This window comes from Vibrio campbellii CAIM 519 = NBRC 15631 = ATCC 25920 (assembly GCF_002163755.1).
Taxonomy (GTDB): domain Bacteria; phylum Pseudomonadota; class Gammaproteobacteria; order Enterobacterales; family Vibrionaceae; genus Vibrio; species Vibrio campbellii.
This window is the reverse complement of sequence record NZ_CP015863.1, coordinates 1,464,598-1,484,490: the sequence shown is the minus strand read 5'-3', so window position 1 is coordinate 1,484,490 and position 19,893 is coordinate 1,464,598. Positions and strand designations below refer to the sequence as shown.

Genomic DNA, 19,893 nt, shown 5'->3' with positions numbered 1-19,893 from the left:
TTGCAAGTTCACAGGGAGATTACTGAACACTGCAAATGTTGAAACGGCTACGACTGCCAGAACCGAGCATTTTCACATTCTGTTTTTCTCGAATATTTAACCAAGCATTGCTCTCTTCTGAGCTCAAATTTGCAGGTTGATAATCTAGGTTTGAATGTCGTGACACCAGCACTTGTTTATTGAGATCGTCTGATAAGCTATCAACAATATTAGTTGTCATTTGCCCGTCCGAATAAGCCATAACAAGAACGGTATCTTGTCCTTCCAACTCTCTAGAAAGCGCGGATTCGTCACCAATGCTATACTGGACATCCTTAAATGCATCAGGGCTGGCTTGCTGTCCAGAAATTGCACGATAAAGTCTGCTTCGCTGTCTTTTTTTCAAACTAGCAAGCGGTGTATCATTTGTACTACTGTACGCATTAACCACTTTGATATTATTTTTTGCCGCATAGTTTAAAATTTCTCTCTGATTGCCCAAGCCTCTTCTGGTCAAAACAGGAGAGTTCTGCAAGCTTTGTGAAAGTTTTTGCTCGGTTGCATCGATAATTACTATCGCTGTGTCCCTTCCCTCACTCAAAGATTGATTCAATGCTCGGCGAACTTCAACGTGGGCTTGCTTCCCTTCAACCGTATCCCACTTTGGGGACATTGACCCAGTTGCAGCAGGCCTTACCTCTACAGTGTATGGGTGATATTGATATTCACCAGCAGGCCAATAAGTATTTCGTTTATGTGCACCAAGTTCATCTGCTAAATGATATTCACTGACAACCTTTTCATTCTTCAAATAAGCTTTCGGAGCTTCTTGACCAAGTTTCTTCCATTGAAAGTACATCTGTTCACGTCTCGCGATGTTATTGCTGCGAAACGTACTTATTTCAGTCTCTGCTTCTCTACCACTTTCAGCATTATTGAAATGCGTTATTCCTGTGGTTTGGTACTCTGCATTATCAATCGTATATTCAGTGACTTGCCCAGAATCTGGATGACGGTGCCTTAAAAGTACACTACCAGATGGCATTGCCCCTGAAGCATAGTCACGCGCATGAATTAGCTCATGTCCTAGGGCAACAGATTGGTCGAACTGTTTGCTTGTACCCGGAATATTGACGACCTCTTTGGTAGAAAAGAAGACGGTGTTGGATACGCCCTTACCATCAAACTGTCTCGGATAAATGAGCTCTGCTTTATTTCTATCTACAAAAGTAGAAGGCACTGTTTCAAAAAGACGGCCTGAACTTTCCGGCTCTCGGATTACAGTAACAACTTTTGCTTTGGTAACATCAACCCCCTCGATATGCTCAATGAGGGGACCAACGGAGTCTTCAGGCGCATTTACTGGGGTATAAGTGGCAATTTGGCGTAGAATTTCTCGTCCAGTCGGAGACATCCTAAGTTTGAGAATGAGTAGTTTAATGTCAGCCAAGTACGCGTCATCTTTTGTTTGCACATAGAGGTTAGTTGAGACTCGATACAGATTTCCAAGTTGCTGCGAGTTATAACCATGTATAACTCTTACCCCATCGGGAGCTGAATAAAACTGCCCCATTAAGGCACCTCCACCAGCCAAAGCAATCTCTGTTGATACCAACAAAACAGACATAATACCAAATACGTATTTGAAGAAGTTCATAATAATTATCCCTCTACTGCAATTTGTAGTTCGATGAGATCTTCTAGTTCATGTAGAAGTATTTCGTTAATAAAAGGTAGAGTGATCGCATTATTCGTTCTTATTGCGGATCCAAGTTGATCAATAGCCGAGTTAAAATCCCCCATCGAAAGAAAACGACCAACCGCGTTTAATTCCACCCTAATTTGGTGCTGAGCTAGGTCTCCAACCTGATCTAGTAGCAATTGGTAATGTGTTTCATTTAAATATTGCATGTGTACAGGTGATAAGCCTGCGTTAAATAGTTGAAGTATATTTCCATTACTTTCAACTTGAACATTTACCTCTGACTGCTGATGTTGAGCAATTTGAGCATAAACAGCCAAGTCACCAAGAAGATATTGCAGTTCATTTGCGGTATTTAGGTGCTTGATGCGACCCAAAATATTATTTACGGCTTCAACTAAATTTTCATCCAGCGTTTCATTAGTTGATTTTTCAATAGCTTGGTCAAATTCATCAGCTAAAATTGGTGAATAAAAACGAAGGTCTTTTGAGGAGTACATGTGAGGATAAGGGATTGAGTAGTACACATCACTCAAATAAGCAGCCGTTATAGCTTGCTCGAAAAGAGGCTTTATGAAGGCTCGGAAAACTTCATACTGCTTAATATTACTTATGATCCCTCCAGAAGGTTTTTCAGTTAAAATTAGTTCGTACCAACGACTGATTTGATACCAATCCTTCCTTTCTCGAATGTCTGATCCATCTAGCCCTTTACTGTTGAGGTAATCTATGAAAGATGTCTGATATGGGAGCACTTGAGTTGTCGCTAGCTGCTCAATCAGTCTCTCGAAGGTTTGGTGAGCGACTTTACCAATCGCATAGGAAGAGGCAACATTAAGCAACTTTGAACGAAGAAGTCCAGCTTTCCACCCTTGAAATACTCGCGCTGAAACATACGTTTCAACATCAAAAACAGCTTGCTCACCTATCACTTCCACGAGTTCAGGATCCTTAGAAACATGATATGTATCATAAAGAGCGCCGCTGTCTTTGCACGCATCAATAGAAGCTTGAATTCCACCCGGATATACTGAAGGTACGCCCCAACAAACCCTAGCTGGCTTTACAAGAAAGGTAGCTGTGTTTAATTGCTCTTCAGAGAGGTATTCCAGCCCCCAATTTGCCGCTGCATACTCACGTAACCCACTCATTCGTGCCCTTTCCTCGAGTAAGCGACGATTGTTTCTGGTGTTGTTATGTATCACACCTACATGAAGTTTTGCTCTCTCGACCAGATTATTTAAAATCGTATTCTTGTGGCTCTCAAGATTGGCCATCGCAGTTTGAACCAAACTCTGCTTAGCTTGATACACTTTCTTGTGCAGTTCTCCAAACTCTGCTGAAGTAAGCCTATTGGCGATGTCGTCAAAACGAGCTTGACCGGTAGTTCGGATACAACTTAGTAACTGAGAAGGATCTTGCGCTACATCTGCACAAAGGGGGTGGTTTAGATTAGACTGGTCAGATATATGGCCATACGCTTTCAAAACTTCTAGGTCAATCCTAGCCATTTGCCTGGCCAGTTGTCGGTCGTAGCCTGACGCGATGCGGCGAAACTCGGTATCTGCGACCAATAGGAGCTGATCAAGGTAAATCATGGTTGATGATTTTACATGATTATCGTACTGCCGAATCAGGCGTATCGCATCCTCTTTTTTGTGATGAAATTTTTTGAAATCAGCAAAGTGGTTATTGAATACATAGTGAGTTTGAGACTCAAACTCGCTGATTTTCTCCTTAGCCGCAAAGTACTTAATATCATTAGATAACATATTAAGTTCATCACCCACCAATGGGACAATCGAAAAAACTGCAGCTGTTTTATCTAAGCGAGTTGCAGACTCTTGAGAGAAGGTTGCTGCCATGTTTTCAACCCAAGCGCCAACTGCAATTGCATCACCCACAGGGCCAAGTACTTCGAGCGTGGAGCTACCAAAACGCCCTACGCGACTTAAGATAGCCTGACCACTTATTGCGCTATCCACCGTTGCAGGTACTGCCGCCAATGACTCCTCTGATAGAGGCCAAGCTTCAGAGAATAATTGGTTTTGAGAAGAATGCTCCAACTCACCAAATGTAGAGCTGAATTGTGGCTCTGAGTAAAATTCACTTTGAACGTATCCCTCCAATCTCTGACTATTAAGCATATCGATGTTCTGAGTATCTGGAATATCATCAATAAAACACATGGCTATCGATGTGGGGCTGAATACAACCGACGTTAATAAAGTTGGTATGATTTTATATTTCATTAAATTATTTACCTTTTTAGGTTTAAATAGATTGCTATCTGTCCATTATTTTAAAAAGCGCACACTTCGGTAGCCGTTAACTCTTCTCCGCTATGCATATCTTTTATGTTTTTTTCACCCACAGAACTAGCATCGACTTCGCGGTAAACTACATGCGTGCCCATATAGCTTGTTTTAATGGCAACCACCTCAAAGTAAGTATCTCTGTTAATTAATACCTCTAGTTCACCATCTATTACGCTTGGGATGACAATACCGCTCTTACCTTCTTGAAGTTCAAATCTTGCGAGTTGTCCTGACTGGAAGTTATAGGCAACATCTTTTGATATTGATGTTGATATGTAAGAGCTTGGGCTAACAATATCTCCGACTTGTATATCAGACATATATGCTCCAAGCTCACGCTCACCTCGATAGGTTACACCTTGGTACTTGATACTTTTTTCAAACGCAGAATCTATATGGTCAATAATATTCCTTGTTTCACTATCGTATATACCCGAGATAAAACTCTCTCGCGTTGATACATATGCAACATCTTGATACTCAGCTAGGGCAGCAGCTTCCTCCTCAGATAAAAGCCCTCTTTGAACATCAGCTTGTTCATATAATTCTGTTCTTAACCTTTCAAACTCTGCAAAATCATCAATACCTGGTTCAGATAAATTATCCATTATCTGTTCCATCTCTGAAAAGTTATAATATTCTTTGTTGTACTTTAATCCAGCGATTGAATATGAGCAAAATAAAAAATGAAGTAAAAAGCCATATATTGTTTTTTTGAATTTCATCTTAAACACCAATTGACGAAAATTTCTCGATAAAGATATTTTTATATTATAGTTTCATCCCTCTTTTAATTATTGAGGGATGGTATGTTTCATAAACTGACGGTATGTTTTATAAACAATACAATGCTGTTCGGCCTTTGATTGAAACTTCTTCTCCAGTAAAGCTATCAAAGACATGTATATCGGGTTCAGCTTTCAAGTATTTAGATGGGTTCTTTATCTCCCTTAATTTAATATAATTTTTATTTGCTGAAATTTTTTCTATAGCCTCAATACGAAAATAAGTATTAGGCTTGACCAAGATTTCAGCTTCGTATGGTTTAAATGTATAAGCGTTAATAGCCCGCCCAGATGATTTCAAATCTATTTTGAACTGAGCAGCAGATGCACCATCGTAAGCAGCAGAGACTGAAAAACTTCTCGCTACACTAGGAATGGTCGATGTCGATAAAAAGGCTTTTTCGTGTAAAATATCGCCAACATCTAGCTTTTCTAGAAGACTGTTTTTAATCGATGAGCCTCTAAAAACGGTCCCCTTATAATTAGGTAGCTTATTCATTACGCTTCGCATATGAGAGACCCTCACTTTGAGTGACTCTCCATAGCCAGGTAGTAAAAACTCCTTCGGTTCACCAGCTCGCATATACTCATTCACCACATCATGATCGACGCGGCCATAGCTTTTGATTGCTGAGTACTCCTCTGAGATCATTTTTCTTTCTGCTCTTTCATGGTTGGTTATCGCCCAGTCCATCAAGTCGTTCTCCATCTGCTCTCGCTGAGTTGAAGAGAGAGGTTGCCCTTTAAACTCAGTGAAATCTTCGGCAAAAACGTACCCATGAGTGACAACTAATAATAAAGCAATCGATATTTTTGATTTCATACTCATTCCTTACTTAAAGGCACGCCAAAGAGCGCCAATAAGATTGGTTTATCTCTTCGCCCGAATATAGGTTGTATATCATCCCTTCTACCGCATCATGTGATGACACAGTCTCTAGAGCCAACATCGCAGAGCCTCGGTTTAACTCGATCTTTGTCACTTTGTAGTAAGTGTTTGGTGGTAACAACACTTCAGCTTCTCCCCCAAATTCAGACAAACCACCGAGAGCACGGCCATTGCTTTTGATCTGAATCTCATACAAGGCACGCTGCAGTGGCTGTGGCGAATTGGGTCTTGTGATGGCAAACCGTTTAGCAACTTCAGGTATTGCGCTACTAGAAGTAAACGCAGGCTCAACAACAACATCTCCAACTTGAAGTTTGTTCAGAAGAGATTCTTTTACCCACGCCCCACGATAGGTAATACCCTTATATTCAGGGAGCTTTGACATAGCCCCCCGAACCTGTTTTATGAACTTCTTAGTTGTCTTGCCGTATTGGCCCCAAGTTGATGTATCAGTCGCTCTTAAATAGTCATTAGCAGATTGATAACCAGATACCGAAAAATCTTCTAGAGCTTCCAAATCCTTTTCCGTCATAAATCTAAATCGCCAACCGCTGGAGGCTTTAGCCCAATCAGAGAACTGAGAAGCAAGCTCTTCAACTTGAATATGACTTCGCAAAGGTGCTTTTAAGGCAACAAATACCTCTGCATTAATAGTCGCGCTAAGACAGAGCGTAAAAAGAGCAATAAACCTCAACATTGTTCGTAACTCCTATTACCAGTAGCTAGGATTGTTAGGACTCAAGTCACAGGGAATATTTAGCTCATTCTGTTTGATGACACCGAATCGAATCGCACTAAACAACTCTAGTTGCTGACGGGTCACACTGCCGAACCAACTTGAAATAGGAGATAACCAATAGGCCGATTCGTCACCAGCAACTTTAAATAGAGCATCTCTTAGTTGCGGGTACATAATCATGCATGAACGGCCTGGTAAACCCGTAAAGTTTTCATTCACCTGTACAAGTAGATCAAGCTTTCGCCCCAAATCAGAATTAGCACTGAACAAATCATCAATAGATGCATGTAGACGCACGTCATAACTCATCTCTTCGCCACTGTTCGCTGGGTAATAATATGCGGAGTCGCTATCGTCAATATTGTGATAAACGTCCAACGTCATATAACGCAGAAGATGGGCAGGTAATGGCTCAGAAAGCAGTGCTGTTGTACCAACTTCTCCAGAAGCATAATGGCCAGTAGAAATGCTCTGTGCGTGTATGATAGAAATGTATCTTTGAAAATCACCAATTTGATCAGTAAGCCATACCTCACCATTGCTGTCAGCGACACTTAACGCTTCTACTATGCGGTTCTTTACAACACTTTTCGCCAACGGTAATGCCGCAGCGAGATTACTGGTATTCAAGTTGGACGCCTTTAGCGCTGACGCAATTAAAGGTGCATGTTTGTCGAGATCAAAGCTTCCCGGATATAGGTAACTATAAAAACCGTTAACGTGTGTCGCTTGCCATTCACTCTCTAATGCCGAGCTAATAAAACCTTCCAGTTTCTCCAAGCGTTTTGAATGCACGTAATACCCTGAGTCTTTATTCCTTTCATGCCAATCAGCAATGTGGTGCAATGACGATTCGCGAGAGAGGTTTTCTTTTGCTAAGTAGCCAGGAGACCAAGCGGCACAAGCATTACCACCGCCACACTCGGCGTCCATTGCCGCACTTGAATCAAACATCCAACGCATCACTTGTGCTTTGTCAGCTTCTGCAGTTCTGATGATGCGCTGCTTATCGGAAAAACTTAAGATCTGCTGTTCAAGCCAAGCTTCTTCATGTTGAGAGCTCCAACCTTCGTTGATCAGTTCATCCATAGATTGTGCAAAAACACGCTTGATCGCATCGCGATCTGGCATAACCATCTGCGCAATTACTTCATCTTTTGCAGAGTCATAATGCTCTTTCTCTGCAGGAATCCACGTGTACTCAGTACACCCTCTGAAGTTAGGGTCACCACCAAGTATCCCAATTCGAGTACACTTCTCGTACCCTTCTTGAATGACAAAATACTTTTGACGACGTTCAGTAGCTGTGGCCGGACGCCCAAAAATACTGCGAGACATTTCATCTATCGCTAAATAATCCGCTTGGTCTTTAAAATAGCGATGGGCTTTAGCAACCGCTTCGGAATCAAACAAACGATCGATGGCATTCATGCCCTCTGCATACATTTCTTCTTTTAACTTGGCTCTAAGGACATCAAGCTGGGAGTTCGCGGTCTCGACGATTTTGATCTTCGAATTGAGAACCTGTCGGTAAAGTTGATGCAATGATCGACGCTCTAAGCCTTCCACTTCCCCATTTCTAAGTTGATCAAGCACCGCCACTGCCAAGTCTAGATGGTCTTGCTGGCAATGCTGCAAGCGCGCTAGTGCTCGATTAGCTTCTCGCTTAGATGGCACATACATTGGACGGTTGTTGTTTTCTTCCTGCTCTGGGTACAAAGCCAGCAACGCATCAATCTCAGTACGGCAAGTTGAAGCAAGATCAGAGGCAAACAGTTTGGCATTCGCACCTTCTAGCGCGAGCTTATTAAAAATGGCTTTCTGAACTTCAGTCTCGACAGAGTTAATCAACGTCTCTGCTAACACGGCTTGTGCTTTTAACGCTTCTTGATAATGCTGCTGATATTTAAGCGCTACATCAGAGGCATACCCCTTCGCCAGCGCTTCAAGCATGCGCTGTTGACCGGATGCAAGATCCGCCCAATGCTGCTTATCTTTTTTGTCTTGTTGAGTGACGATGTCGTCGTGAACGGTAAAGCTATAATGATCACCCGCAGCAACTCGATTCCAACGAGCCGTTAGGATCTTACGATCAATCTCTCGCTCAGGTAGCTTGAGAACGCCAAACCAATCAATCAGGCTCATCACCGTAGCAAAACGGTCGTATGACGTTTTTGTCTCATCTTCAAAGGCTTGAGCCACATCATTTGCCCACAAACCCACGGCAATGGTATCGCCTACTGGCCCTAACGCTTCAAGCGCGCCCTTGGCAAAACCTGCCGTCGAGTGTCCGATTGTCGCAAGCAAGCTCGCCGCTTCTTCAGATTCAAGAACGGCAATATTGGCTGGGCCGACCTCAAGTAGAGATGCAGTTTCTGGAAAAACTTCATCTGCTTCAGCAAGCGAAGGTCGAGCGTCCGCGTTGTGTTCTGGTGCAGACAAAAATAAATCTTCTGGCGTTAGGTCTTCACTGAAGTTTCGGTAATTTGACTTACGTATATCGTGGAAGCTTTCACGATCCAATACGTTGTATTCGTCACCAATATTACAAACTTCAAAGGCACTAACACAGGGGGAAACAATGGCACACGCCAAAACCAATTTTCGTAACTTCATATAATTATCCTTGGTTTGAGAAGTTATTCGCTTCTTGCAGGAAGCAGCAAGCCTCCGATTACTTATTCGCAACCGGAAATTGAACGTTTTTAATTAAGATGCTCGCGTGGGCAAACGCTGAGAACAAAGAGACTTAGAGTTAAGTCCTTGGATAATACCGAGGGATCATTGATTTCATAGACAGCCAAACTTTTGTTGTTGTGTTTTATTACCTCCTGCGTACGAAACAGTCTTCAATAAAGAAGCTATCAAGGTTGCAAAGGCGCTATTTTTTATTGTTTTTTATAAAATTTCTCGAAACATTAAACCAGCAACCCCGTTGCGACAATGCACCTTATCTCAACTTGTTGTAAGTGATTCGCCACTTAAGATAATGACAATTAAGACACTAAATTGAATTTAGATTGTGACCGGGAATGTTCCCACTAAAGATAATAATAACAATATAGATTACTGTTTCATTTCAATTATCTTCATTACGATTAATAACAGAGACCATTAAAAACAAAAGAATCAATCATGTGTATTTGAGTAAAACTGTCGAAGATTGAGCAAATCGTCGAGTCAAACGAGAAGCAAACCATTCAACAAACTCATCATTAAGATCTTGTTTTATAACACCTTAATAATTCAATCACTCATTAATTAGCAAGACAAATGGCCAATATCTCACAAAATAAAAAGACATTAACCATTGCACCGACCATTTGTAGTCTCAATTGATACACTTGAACTGCAATTTCCCTTTCAGACTGACCACTTCCATAGGCATTTACAAACCGACAATAAACGAGTTTTTTGCGGCTTTATTCGCCAATTTTATCGTTTCACTATTAAGATGCAGTGAACCTTCCACTGGATGGACCATTAATAGGGAGATCTTCGCCTATAATCCCTGACAGTTTTGGTTACTTCGTAAAAATTATGTTTCTAACACCTTATTTTTCAGACACTAATCACCAATTTCAATTTACTCGTGAACAAGCAAGTCATTTTGCAAAGCGCGTAGCTGGTGATTACAACCCTATTCATGATGAAGACAACAAACGCTTTTGTGTGCCAGGCGATCTGCTTTTCGCCGTCTTGCTAAGCAAAAAAGGCGTGAGCCACAAAATGCGCTTCGATTTCTCCGGAATGGTGAACGATGGTGTGGCACTTCACATTGAAAATAAGTGTGAAAAAGAAAGTGCTGTCGTAGACGAAGCAGGCAAAGAATACCTGCACATGTCTCGCGAGGGTGAAACCAACCACGATCCAGCCTTCATTGAACATGTAGTCACAAACTACGTTCAGTTCTCTGGCATGAACTTCCCGCACATCATGGTACCTCTAATGGAAGAGAAGCAAATGATGATCAACTGCCAACGTCCATTGGTGATTTACGAAAGCATGGAAGTGGAATTCAACCGTCTAGACCTGACTCACCCTGAAGTCGACTTCACAGGTGCAACATTCGATGTTGAAGGTAAGCGTGGTGTGGTAACGCTAAACTTTGCCTTTAAAGAAGATGGTGAGGTAGTAGGTAAAGGCATCAAACGTATGGTGGCGAGTGGCCTTAAACCTTACGACCAAGAAGCGGTAGACGATTTAGTCCAACGCTTTAACGAACGCAAGGACGCCTTCCTAGCAAAGTTCGCTAAGGCAGCCTAGTCTTCAGGAAGCAGACTTCAACATAGTAAGCTTCGCTAGATAAGGCCCTGCCGACCAATTTCAAAAATTCATAAGAAAGCCCAGTGACTTCACTGGGCTTTCTTTTTATCTATGGCTCTCTTTTTATAAGCGATTGGCTTTACGGTCATCAAATCCAGCGACGTACTTGGTTCTTATAATCCAAATAATCTTCACCAAACAGACGTTCTAATGCCCGCTCCTCTGGCTTAATTTGAAAGCGATTCATGTAAGCAACAAACAATACTCCACATAAGATAACACTGAGGTGCTGCCACCATAGTCCAATCGCAATGATGACAAGCAATAGCGCGACGTACATTGGGTTACGTGTGTAAGCGAACACGCCAGTATCCACCACCTGCGAAGCGGTTTCAGGCTTCACTGGGTTCACGGTTGTTTTCGCTTTACGAAATTCGTAAACACCAGCGATTCCGATAAAGCCAGCAATCACAATCAGCCCTGCGGTTACAAACTCAACGAACGGCACGGTAATTTTCATCTCTGGCATGGCGTCTTTTAGCCAGTACATCAGGAGTACCATCAACAGAAACAAAGCGACAGGTGCGACTTTCAGCTCAAGCTTTTTCAATCTTCATATCCTTATGAGAATAAAACGTTGTCATCGTCAATAACGGTTCTTAAATAATAAAAAGCCCAGTCAAACTGGGCTTTTATAAAATACTATATCAAGGTTAGCAAAGCTTGAACTGGGTGTTTAGGCTTTATCCCTTCAAAGCGTTTGACTTGGCTTCGGCAGGAATACCCCGTAATCAAGCAGCGTTCATTGTCGAGCTTATCCAAGTTTGGCTTCCAGCTCAGGTCATAAATGTCACGCGACATCGATAGCTTGTCTACCTCATGACCAAAGGTCCCTGCCATACCACAACAGCCAACAGGCACGGTGTTCAACACTGCACCAAAGTGAGCGAAAATAGCCCCCCACTCTTTCTCGGCATTTGGCATTTTGGTCTTCTCAGTACAATGGGCGAACAAATACCAAGGCGCTTGCTGTTTCGATTCAAGAGCATCGAACTCGTTCAGCCTTGGATACAACCACTCATGAGCGGTAAGCACATCGAACTCGCCGCGCTTGCTACCTAATACCTCAGCGTACTCATCGCGGTAACACAGCACCAATGCAGGATCGACGCCCACCATTGGAATGCCTAAATCCGCGACCATTTCCAAAAACTTCGCGGTATCTTGCGCGGTGTTCTTAAACTGACGTAAGAAACCTTTGATGTGCTGGGCTTTACCATTTGGCTTAAACGGTAGAAGAACCGGATTCATGCCGAGTTTCTGAACGAGCTTGATGAAGTCTTCCACCACCTCGGCGTCGTAATAACTGGTGAACGGGTCTTGAACAATCAGCACATGCTTTTGTTTGTCTTCAGAAGATAAACCGCTGAGTGCTTGCAAGTCATAAGCCGTGGTTAAGGTCTCTACTCGCTCTTTCAAAGTTGGTACAGACAACAACGGAGCATCAACATAACCTACTGTCGAAGCCGTTAAACTCTGCACCCAAGATTGTTTTAGCACACCATTTACCACACTTGGCGCTTTGGCCATCAGTGGCAACATGGATTCAATGTTTGACACCAAATAGTCTTTTGCCGGACGTTGGTAACGTGAGTGGTAAATATTGAGGAAGCGAGAGCGGAAGCTAGGTACATCCACTTTAATCGGACACTGGCTCGCACACGCTTTACACGCTAAACAGCCATTCATCGCTTCATACACTTCATGGGAGAAGTCATACTCGTGACGACGATTAATAGAATGACGCACACGGTCGATCATGGTTTTGATGGACGTTTTGTTTTCCAACGTCTGCTTCTCTAGGTCGAGAATATCAATACCCTGCTCAGTCAATTGACGTAGCCACTCACGAACTAAGCCCGCACGCCCTTTCGGTGAATGACGGCGGTCTGCAGTGACTTTCATTGAAGGGCACATAGGTGAGCTGGTGTCGTAGTTAAAACACAAGCCGTTGCCGTTACACTCCATCGCTTGCTTGAAGCTATCACGTACCTGAACATCAATCTGGCGATCGAAGTAGCCGCGTTTGGTGTCGGTGACTTTCACAAGCTCTGCATCGCTATTTAGCGGCGTACAGATCTTACCTGGGTTCATTTTGTTGTGTGGGTCGAAAGCAGCTTTGACGCGACGCAGTTCAGTAAAGAGTTCTTCACCAAAAAACTCCGGGCCGTATTCAGAGCGGAACCCTTTGCCGTGTTCGCCCCACATTAAACCACCGTATTTTGCCACCAGTTTAACCACTTCGTCCGAGATTTCGTGCATCAAGGCTTCTTGATGAGGATCGCACAGATCCAATGCAGGACGAACGTGGAGCACACCTGCGTCTACGTGGCCAAACATGCCGTAGTTAAGTGATTTTGCATCAAGCAACTCGCGGAACTCAACGATAAAGTCCGCCAAGTTTTCTGGTGGAACACAAGTGTCTTCGGCAAATGCAACAGGCTTAGCGCGCCCTTTCGCCGCGCCCAATAAACCCACGGCTTTTTTACGCATGTTGTAGATTCGGCCGATGCTCGCCACATCACTACATACTTGGTAGCCAATGATGCCCGCTTCTTCTGTTTCTAGCATGCTATCAAGTTTGGCCGTTAGGAACGCAACTTGAGAAGCAACTTCTTCTTCATCCTGGCCAGCGTACTCAACCATATTAATGCCAAGCATCTCTTTATCTGGTACGTCGGTAATTAAGTCACTGACGGTGTGCCAAACGATGTCTTGTTTCGCGAGGTTCAGTACTTTTGAGTCTACGGTTTCAACCGACAACGCTTTTGCTTCAACCATGAATGGTGCGTTACGCAAAGCAGAATCAAAACTGTTGTATTTAACGTTAACCAGAGTTCGCGCTTTAGGAATGCGGGTTAGGTTGAGCTTCGCTTCCGTGATAAACGCTAATGAGCCTTCCGCACCACATAAAACTCTTGTGATATCGAAGCTATCTTTCTCTTCGTCAAACGCATTTTTAAGGTCATAGCCCGTAAGAAATCGGTTTAACGGAGGAAACTTATCGTTAATTTGCTGGCGTTTGTCACGGCATACCGACTCCGTCACACGCATTGCCGTATCGGCAAATTCTCCTTCATTCGGCAAGCCATGAGAAAGGTCGGATTCCAAAATCGAACCATCAGCAAAAACCGCTTGAAGAGAGAGAACGTGATCGGAAGTTTTACCGTATTTGAGCGAGCCTTGACCGGATGCATCCGTGTTGATCATCCCGCCGATCGTGGCGCGGTTACTGGTCGATAAGTCTGGAGAGAAGAAATACCCATAAGGGCGAACGGCATCATTCAATTGGTCTTTGACCACACCCGTTTGAACACGAACCCAGCCCTCTTCCTCATTCACCTCTAACACTTTGTTCATGTGGCGAGACAAGTCGACCACAATACCCTTCGTTAAAGACTGTCCGTTGGTGCCTGTACCGCCCCCACGAGGAGAAAAAGTAATGCGTTCGTATTCTTCTCTGTTGCTGAGTTTACCGATGAGGGAAACATCTTGGGTGGTTTTGGGATGAACAACAGCCTGAGGGAGCTGTTGATAGACACTGTTGTCAGTGGCTACCGCGAGACGGCTAGAATACTGGCTTTCGATATCGCCAGTGAACCCGGAATGCTCCAGCTCTTTGAGAAAACTAAGAACAAGAGGATCGACATCCGTTTGCGAGTGTAATCTTGGTAACATTTGCTTCCTGCCCCTACTGCGCTGATCCAATCAGCTGCGGGTTATCTAATTTTTAATCATCCTTGCCTTTCGCTCCAACAGCCGTTTACGGAGGAAAGTCGTGAATGAAGTTGTTTTCTTTGAATTATGTCACTTTACAACATTTAAAAAAGCGTTCAAATCAGAATCTCAATACAATATTTAAACTTATACTTTATTTTTGAAGGCTTGATGCCTTACATTGAAAGGGAAATAGCCTTTCAATATGAGCTTTCAGGATGAAAAAAAATAAAGTTGTAACCACTGAAGATATCCTTCTAAAACTTTGCCAGTCGGTTTCTGGCGTTCTCACTTCGGCAACCTCTTCTCAAATTAATTACTCTGCAATGGTGCAAAAGATCAACAAAACCAGCCTCAAGCCGGATTTTGGTTGTTTTGTGCTGTTTGATGGCGGTTTCACTGGCCTAGTTGTGATTAACTTTACCGCGAAAGCGGCGCTTGAGATCTACACCAATTACATGCGCAATATGGGCATGCCAGAAGAAGAACTGGCGATCTCACACACCTCAGACGAAGTGGGCGATGTACTGGGTGAGCTGATGAACCAACTTGTTGGTGACTTCACCAACAAGATTCGCAAAGAGCTGCAAACCAACATCACTCAGAATCAGCCAAAAATGCTGTCACTGAACAAGCAAGTGATTTTGCAAGTCGATACCAACCTCGACCGCCCACAAGCGCGACGTGTGACTTTCTCAACAGCAAACAACAACATCTTCTATCTAGAGCTTGCCATGGACAAAACTGAGTTTATCCAATTAGAAGAGTTTGAAGTGGCGGAAGATGAAAGCCCAGACGATATTCTGGAAGCCACGCGCAAGAGCATGGAAGATAAAAAAGCGGCGGAACCTGCGAACAACAAGAGTGATGCCGATGATCTGCTTGACCAACTTGGTCTGTAATTTTTGTTGATAACCTCATCATCGCAAAGCCCCCGTTTATAAGGGGCTTTCTTTTTGCAGCACGCTTTTCCCTTGCTATCGTTATTCCGTTTTTCCCTCAAAAAAGGTAATATGTCCGACTTCTTAAATTTTCCGTTCTCGGTACTGGTTGTCGATGGATAAACAAAAAGCTCTGAAAAAAATCGCCAAGTGTTTAGAACTGGGCAATTCCGCCAACGTAAATGAGGCAGCTAACGCTATTAAGATGGCGCACCGTCTCATGCTGAAATACGGCTTGGACAAAGATGATATTGAGTTTATCAAAATGGGTAAGACTCAATCTTCACACCTCCTACCGACTAACATCAGCTCAACACTGCTGCGTGTGATTCGTGGCATTAACACCAAGTTCGGTGTTGAAGCGGTTCTACTGAACCACAAAGGGCTTAAACGTGTCGAGTTTATCGGTGAAGCAGACCGTGCAATTTTCGCGGCTTTCGCTTTCGATATTATCTATCGCGAACTAAACGAGAGTACCGGACAATTCCGTAATAGCTTTGCTGGTTCTGGCACCTCTTCAATGGAAGTCACTCGTCGCGTAAACTCATTCGTTTCTGGTTGGGTGGAAGGCGCGTTAGAGAAGCTGCCTGTGATCTCGCCAGACGAAGAGTCAGCAAACAAAATCAATAACTACATTGATAAAGAATTCAAAAACATCGATCGTGAGACGTTCAAGAAGCAGCTCAAAGAAGCGATGAAGAACATCACGGCTGACTATGAAGTAGGCTTAAAGAAAGGCCGTAAAGTCTCCGTTAATCGTGGGGTTAGCGGTGAACAAGCGAGGAAAATGTTGGGCGACCCTTCTAAATAACAATAGAACTGGTCACAACGTCGCCAACTATAAGAAAAAGCTTACAAAAGCTCTCTCTGCCTGACGTTCTCATAACAAATATCAATACTTTATACACCATAATTCACGTCCCATTATGAGGCGCGCTTGCGCCTCGGCTTATACGGAGATTTTCCCTTGAAAAAGATGTCTATTGCACTTGCGCTAGTGCTGGCTCTTACAGGCTGTCAAGCAACACAACGCCAAAACGCAACCACAGGTGAATACGAAACTAACTCAACCACGCAAGGTGCGCTTATCGGTGCGATCGCAGGTGCGGCAATTGGTCTAGCTGTGGGTGATAACGCAAAAGAACGCCGTAAAGGTGCTTTGATTGGTGCAGCTGCTGGCGGTGCAACAGGCGCTGGTGTTGGCTACTACTTCGACCAACAAGAAGCAGAACTGCGTCGTGCCCTACTAAACTCTGGCGTACAAGTTGAACGCGTTGGCGAAAACCAACTGCTTCTTCGCATGGAAAACGGCATTGGCTTCTCTTCAAGCTCTTACCAACTTGATTCAAGCATCCACAACACACTGCGTGGCGTGGCTCGAATCCTAGTTGAATACCCAGACACAAGTCTTGTGATCGATGGTTACACAGACAGCACAGGCAGCGATTCTTACAACCAAACGTTATCTGAGCGCCGTGCTGAATCTGTACGTCAGTACCTAGTGTCACAAAAAGTTGCTCCAGGTCGCGCAATTGCACGTGGCTACGGTGAGCGCAACCCAATTTGTTCAAACCAAACTTCTGAAGGTCGTGCTTGCAACCGTCGTGTTGAAATCCAGATCTTGCCACTGAAGTAATTTGGTTGCACCATATCGGTAATAATAATGATTACCGGAGCAGGTCTAGCGAAATGCGCTAGACCTGACATACCCAATGTCTTTCAGAACCATTGCCCTCACCTTTGCTTTAAGTACCTGCTTTAGCAACACAGCATTTGCTTCCCCAAACCCAACACAACCCGAAGCCCAATTCGACCTTGCTCAGCAACTGGCACTGAAACCCAATCCAGAGTCACCTACAGATGCCCGTTATTGGTTAGAGCAATCGGCACATCAAGGGTATTTGCCCGCTCAAAAGCAATTAGCACAAGATTACGCACGCGGCTTAAGCGGTAATATCGACTACACTCAGGCAGTCTATTGGTTTACCTCGGTTGCATTACATGATCCGACTGACCGCGGCTTTCTGTTAGCGGATTTTGTTCAGCATCATCAAGCTGACGTTTCAAACTCTGATCTGGTGGAAGCTTGGTATCAATTGTCTGCACTTAAAAATCCTCAAGCAGAACAGGCCTACAATCAGTTTTTAGAAGAGCGCTTCAATCAACTTAGGGCGAAACAAGTTTCTGAGATTGTCGAGCTTGATAAAAAAGCCACCGATGAAGAGACACAAGAAAAAGTAGAGATACAGCAAGAGGCGAAAGCGGACGAGTCCAACATTTGGTACGTTTCCGGTACACTGGCTGTCGCTTTGCTGCTGGGTGGAGGTGCCTTTGGGTTCCGTAGAAACAGTCATAAAGCTAAAGTGAGCGCTGCGTACGAAGCCTCTAAGGCTCAGCAACTAGAGACACAAGTTAAAGAACTGCAGTTTGCTAACAAACAGCTTAAACGCCAATTGGAAAAGGTATTTAAAGAGTTTAAGAAGATCAAAGGGCAGCCTGAAAACCAAAAGCTACTCATCGCTTGTGCCATGTTTGGCTATACTCCGCAAACCATCCCAGACAGTAAGGCAGTAAAGTTGCGCTACAGACAATTGTCAAAACTCTATCATCCTGATTCTAGGGGAAGTGAAGAAGAGATGAAGCGTTTAAATCAAGCGTTTAAAACTATTTCACAAAATGTTACAAAAGAGTAAAACACCGTCACACACCTTAAGCTTGCGAGCTTTTCACCCTCGAAAACAAAGGCTCGCAATCGATATCCCTCTCAAACAAATTAACAGACATTTAACCTGTCTATCTTTTGTATGCCATAATACTCGGCGAAAAATAACACCTAACGACTCAAAATTCATATAGGTGGGGAGAAAATCAATGTTCACTGAAGAAGGCACCTGTGACTGGTGTAAAAAACCTAGTTTTGTAACTCGTCATGATTACGTAGATGGTAAATATCACAGTTCTTGCAAAGCTTGCTACGACATCGCCAAAATCGATGTTCGCCTATTCAACCAAGGCGAATTGCAAATGCGTGAGCGCATAGCGCAAAAAACAAGTTAACAAGAACAAATCAACGGAACTGATTTTCAAGGGCGCCTTTTTACGAGGCGCTTTTTTGATCGCGCCTCAACACTTGCCTGACTGAGATTTTCTTGAGGGTATCCATATTCCCTAACTCTCCGGTGTTTCGGTGTCTATTAACAAACCTATCTAAAACAATGTCACTTATTTCATAGTGAAGACGATGGTATTCCCTGTCAGCGGGTCAAACCAATGACGGTTCTGGAGTATAGTTTTCGCTCAAATACAAAACATTGGTGACCACATGTATACAGATGAAGCAGCCGCAATCATTGCCAACCAGCCGCCTGAAGTCGTTGCGACTGGTGAGTTGATGGTTTTGAAGAACACAATCAAGCGAAAAGTATCAGGACCTAATAAAGCGCGTCTACTGAGGATCGCAGGCTCTGATTTAGGCAGTCTATGTACACGAGCAAACCCTGGCAACATAGAACAGATTCGTGCCATGTTTCAATCCATGGTACAGCTCGTTAGAGCCGGTAACATTGGCCAGTTTGAAACAGAAGTCGCACGCGCAAAAACCGAATTCTAACCATTATTAAACATCGATCCTTGTATTTTCAGGCTGCGAATTCGCAGCCTGCTTTTTATCTACTTATCGAATTAGGTCCCCTGTTAGCAGCCATCTTACTGCCCGCTTCACTTCAAACTTCCGCTGTATATTTATCTTCCTCACAACTTTAAGGACTCTTAAAACCCAGTAGAGAGTCTCAAAAAGTACTGTATAAACCTGGAAAAACCACTGTATATAGAGCTCGAAAGTACTTTGTATACAGTAGTAAACACCTGTATATACTGTACCGAAATGCAGACCATCTCACATTTCCCCACCTTTATCAAACATGTCAAAAATTAAAAATAGTCATTTAGTTTCAGTAACTTAATAAAAATAAAATGATAACTAAGAGAACGTTTTTCAACTCAATTCATAAAAATCGGTTGATCAGGCATCAAAAACAAACTACTGTATACACATACAGCATGTATAAAGGAACAGTAAGATGCAGTTACAAACTCAATCTCATACATACTCTCGTTACAACGTATTGGCACAAGCAACACAACCTATGGATGTGTCTGACCAACTGCTTTCTAAGTTGGCAGTATTGTCTCAACAGCAGCAATGGGTCCTGTTTACCGCTGAGTGCCCTCGTCCTGATTTTGAGCAACTTGCTGCTTCCAACATTCGCTGTCAAAACATCATTCAGATGAAGCCATCTCAACAGCTTTCTGAAGTGGAAATCGTGATTAAAGCTATTCAATCTGGTAACGCCAGCGCCGTCGTCGCGTCGAACAAGATTGCATTAATGAACCAATCAATGCTTCGCGACATCGCTCAACGTTATCAGTGTGAAGTCTTTTTCGTCGAAGGCAGAGTGAACAAGTACCACTAACAAGATCGACGTTATCCATCCTGCA

General features: G+C 43.4%; 16 protein-coding genes. 8 read left to right on the top strand and 8 right to left on the bottom strand.

All coding sequences use genetic code 11. The features are described from left to right. Positions 1-19 precede the first annotated feature (19 nt). The 6 genes from A8140_RS07030 to A8140_RS07005 form a co-directional block, all read right to left on the bottom strand. Positions 20-1,636, bottom strand: a complete 1,617-nt coding sequence (locus A8140_RS07030) for a M91 family zinc metallopeptidase (RefSeq protein WP_005536175.1) — start codon at positions 1,634-1,636, stop codon at positions 20-22. 5 nt (positions 1,637-1,641) lie between these two features. Beyond that, on the bottom strand, positions 1,642-3,933 hold the full coding sequence (locus tag A8140_RS07025) for a hypothetical protein (protein WP_005536177.1): 2,292 nt from the start codon (positions 3,931-3,933) through the stop codon (positions 1,642-1,644). Positions 3,934-3,983: 50 nt separating this feature from the next. Continuing rightward, complete coding sequence (locus A8140_RS07020) at positions 3,984-4,724, bottom strand: ADP-ribosyltransferase (RefSeq protein WP_005536179.1); 741 nt, start codon at positions 4,722-4,724, stop codon at positions 3,984-3,986. A 109-nt stretch (positions 4,725-4,833) separates the two neighbouring features. Further along, positions 4,834-5,607 (bottom strand): ADP-ribosyltransferase, encoded by a 774-nt coding sequence (locus tag A8140_RS07015; protein WP_038863296.1) that lies wholly within the window; start codon positions 5,605-5,607, stop codon positions 4,834-4,836. A gap of 13 nt (positions 5,608-5,620) precedes the next feature. Next, a complete protein-coding gene (locus tag A8140_RS07010; RefSeq protein WP_005533482.1) occupies positions 5,621-6,370 on the bottom strand; it encodes an ADP-ribosyltransferase in 750 nt (249 codons plus the stop codon). 15 nt (positions 6,371-6,385) lie between these two features. After that, entirely contained in the window at positions 6,386-9,028 is a 2,643-nt protein-coding gene (locus A8140_RS07005) for a hypothetical protein (protein ID WP_005533481.1), read from the bottom strand. Between the two features lie 924 nt (positions 9,029-9,952). Here A8140_RS07005 and A8140_RS07000 point away from each other — a divergent pair. After that, entirely contained in the window at positions 9,953-10,678 is a 726-nt protein-coding gene (locus A8140_RS07000; protein ID WP_005533480.1) for a DUF3581 domain-containing protein, read from the top strand. A gap of 148 nt (positions 10,679-10,826) precedes the next feature. Here the strand turns inward: A8140_RS07000 and A8140_RS06995 are convergent, their stop codons facing one another. Then, entirely contained in the window at positions 10,827-11,288 is a 462-nt protein-coding gene (locus A8140_RS06995) for a methyltransferase family protein (protein ID WP_005533479.1), read from the bottom strand. A gap of 92 nt (positions 11,289-11,380) precedes the next feature. After that, complete coding sequence (gene ydiJ, locus A8140_RS06990) at positions 11,381-14,416, bottom strand: D-2-hydroxyglutarate dehydrogenase YdiJ (protein WP_005533478.1); 3,036 nt, start codon at positions 14,414-14,416, stop codon at positions 11,381-11,383. 257 nt (positions 14,417-14,673) lie between these two features. Between ydiJ and A8140_RS06985 the strand changes: the two genes are divergently transcribed. The 7 genes from A8140_RS06985 (at position 14,674) to A8140_RS06955 (ending at position 19,868) form a co-directional block, all read left to right on the top strand. Further along, positions 14,674-15,357, top strand: coding sequence for a DUF3334 family protein (locus A8140_RS06985; protein WP_005533477.1), 684 nt, complete (start codon positions 14,674-14,676; stop codon positions 15,355-15,357). 154 nt (positions 15,358-15,511) lie between these two features. Beyond that, entirely contained in the window at positions 15,512-16,207 is a 696-nt protein-coding gene (locus tag A8140_RS06980) for a DUF2786 domain-containing protein (RefSeq protein WP_005533476.1), read from the top strand. 156 nt (positions 16,208-16,363) lie between these two features. Further along, positions 16,364-17,032 carry a YiaD family glycine zipper/OmpA-like lipoprotein gene (locus A8140_RS06975; RefSeq protein ID WP_005533475.1) on the top strand — a complete coding sequence of 223 codons (669 nt, stop codon included), beginning with the start codon at positions 16,364-16,366 and terminating at the stop codon, positions 17,030-17,032. 76 nt (positions 17,033-17,108) lie between these two features. Continuing rightward, positions 17,109-18,089: a hypothetical protein gene (locus A8140_RS06970; protein WP_005533474.1), complete on the top strand. Its 981-nt coding sequence runs from the start codon at positions 17,109-17,111 to the stop codon at positions 18,087-18,089. A 178-nt stretch (positions 18,090-18,267) separates the two neighbouring features. Continuing rightward, positions 18,268-18,453, top strand: coding sequence for a hypothetical protein (locus A8140_RS06965; RefSeq protein ID WP_005533473.1), 186 nt, complete (start codon positions 18,268-18,270; stop codon positions 18,451-18,453). Between the two features lie 265 nt (positions 18,454-18,718). Then, positions 18,719-19,006, top strand: coding sequence for a hypothetical protein (locus A8140_RS06960; protein ID WP_005533472.1), 288 nt, complete (start codon positions 18,719-18,721; stop codon positions 19,004-19,006). Positions 19,007-19,475: 469 nt separating this feature from the next. Further along, a complete protein-coding gene (locus A8140_RS06955) occupies positions 19,476-19,868 on the top strand; it encodes a SulA-like leucine-rich domain-containing protein (protein WP_005533471.1) in 393 nt (130 codons plus the stop codon). Positions 19,869-19,893 lie beyond the last annotated feature (25 nt).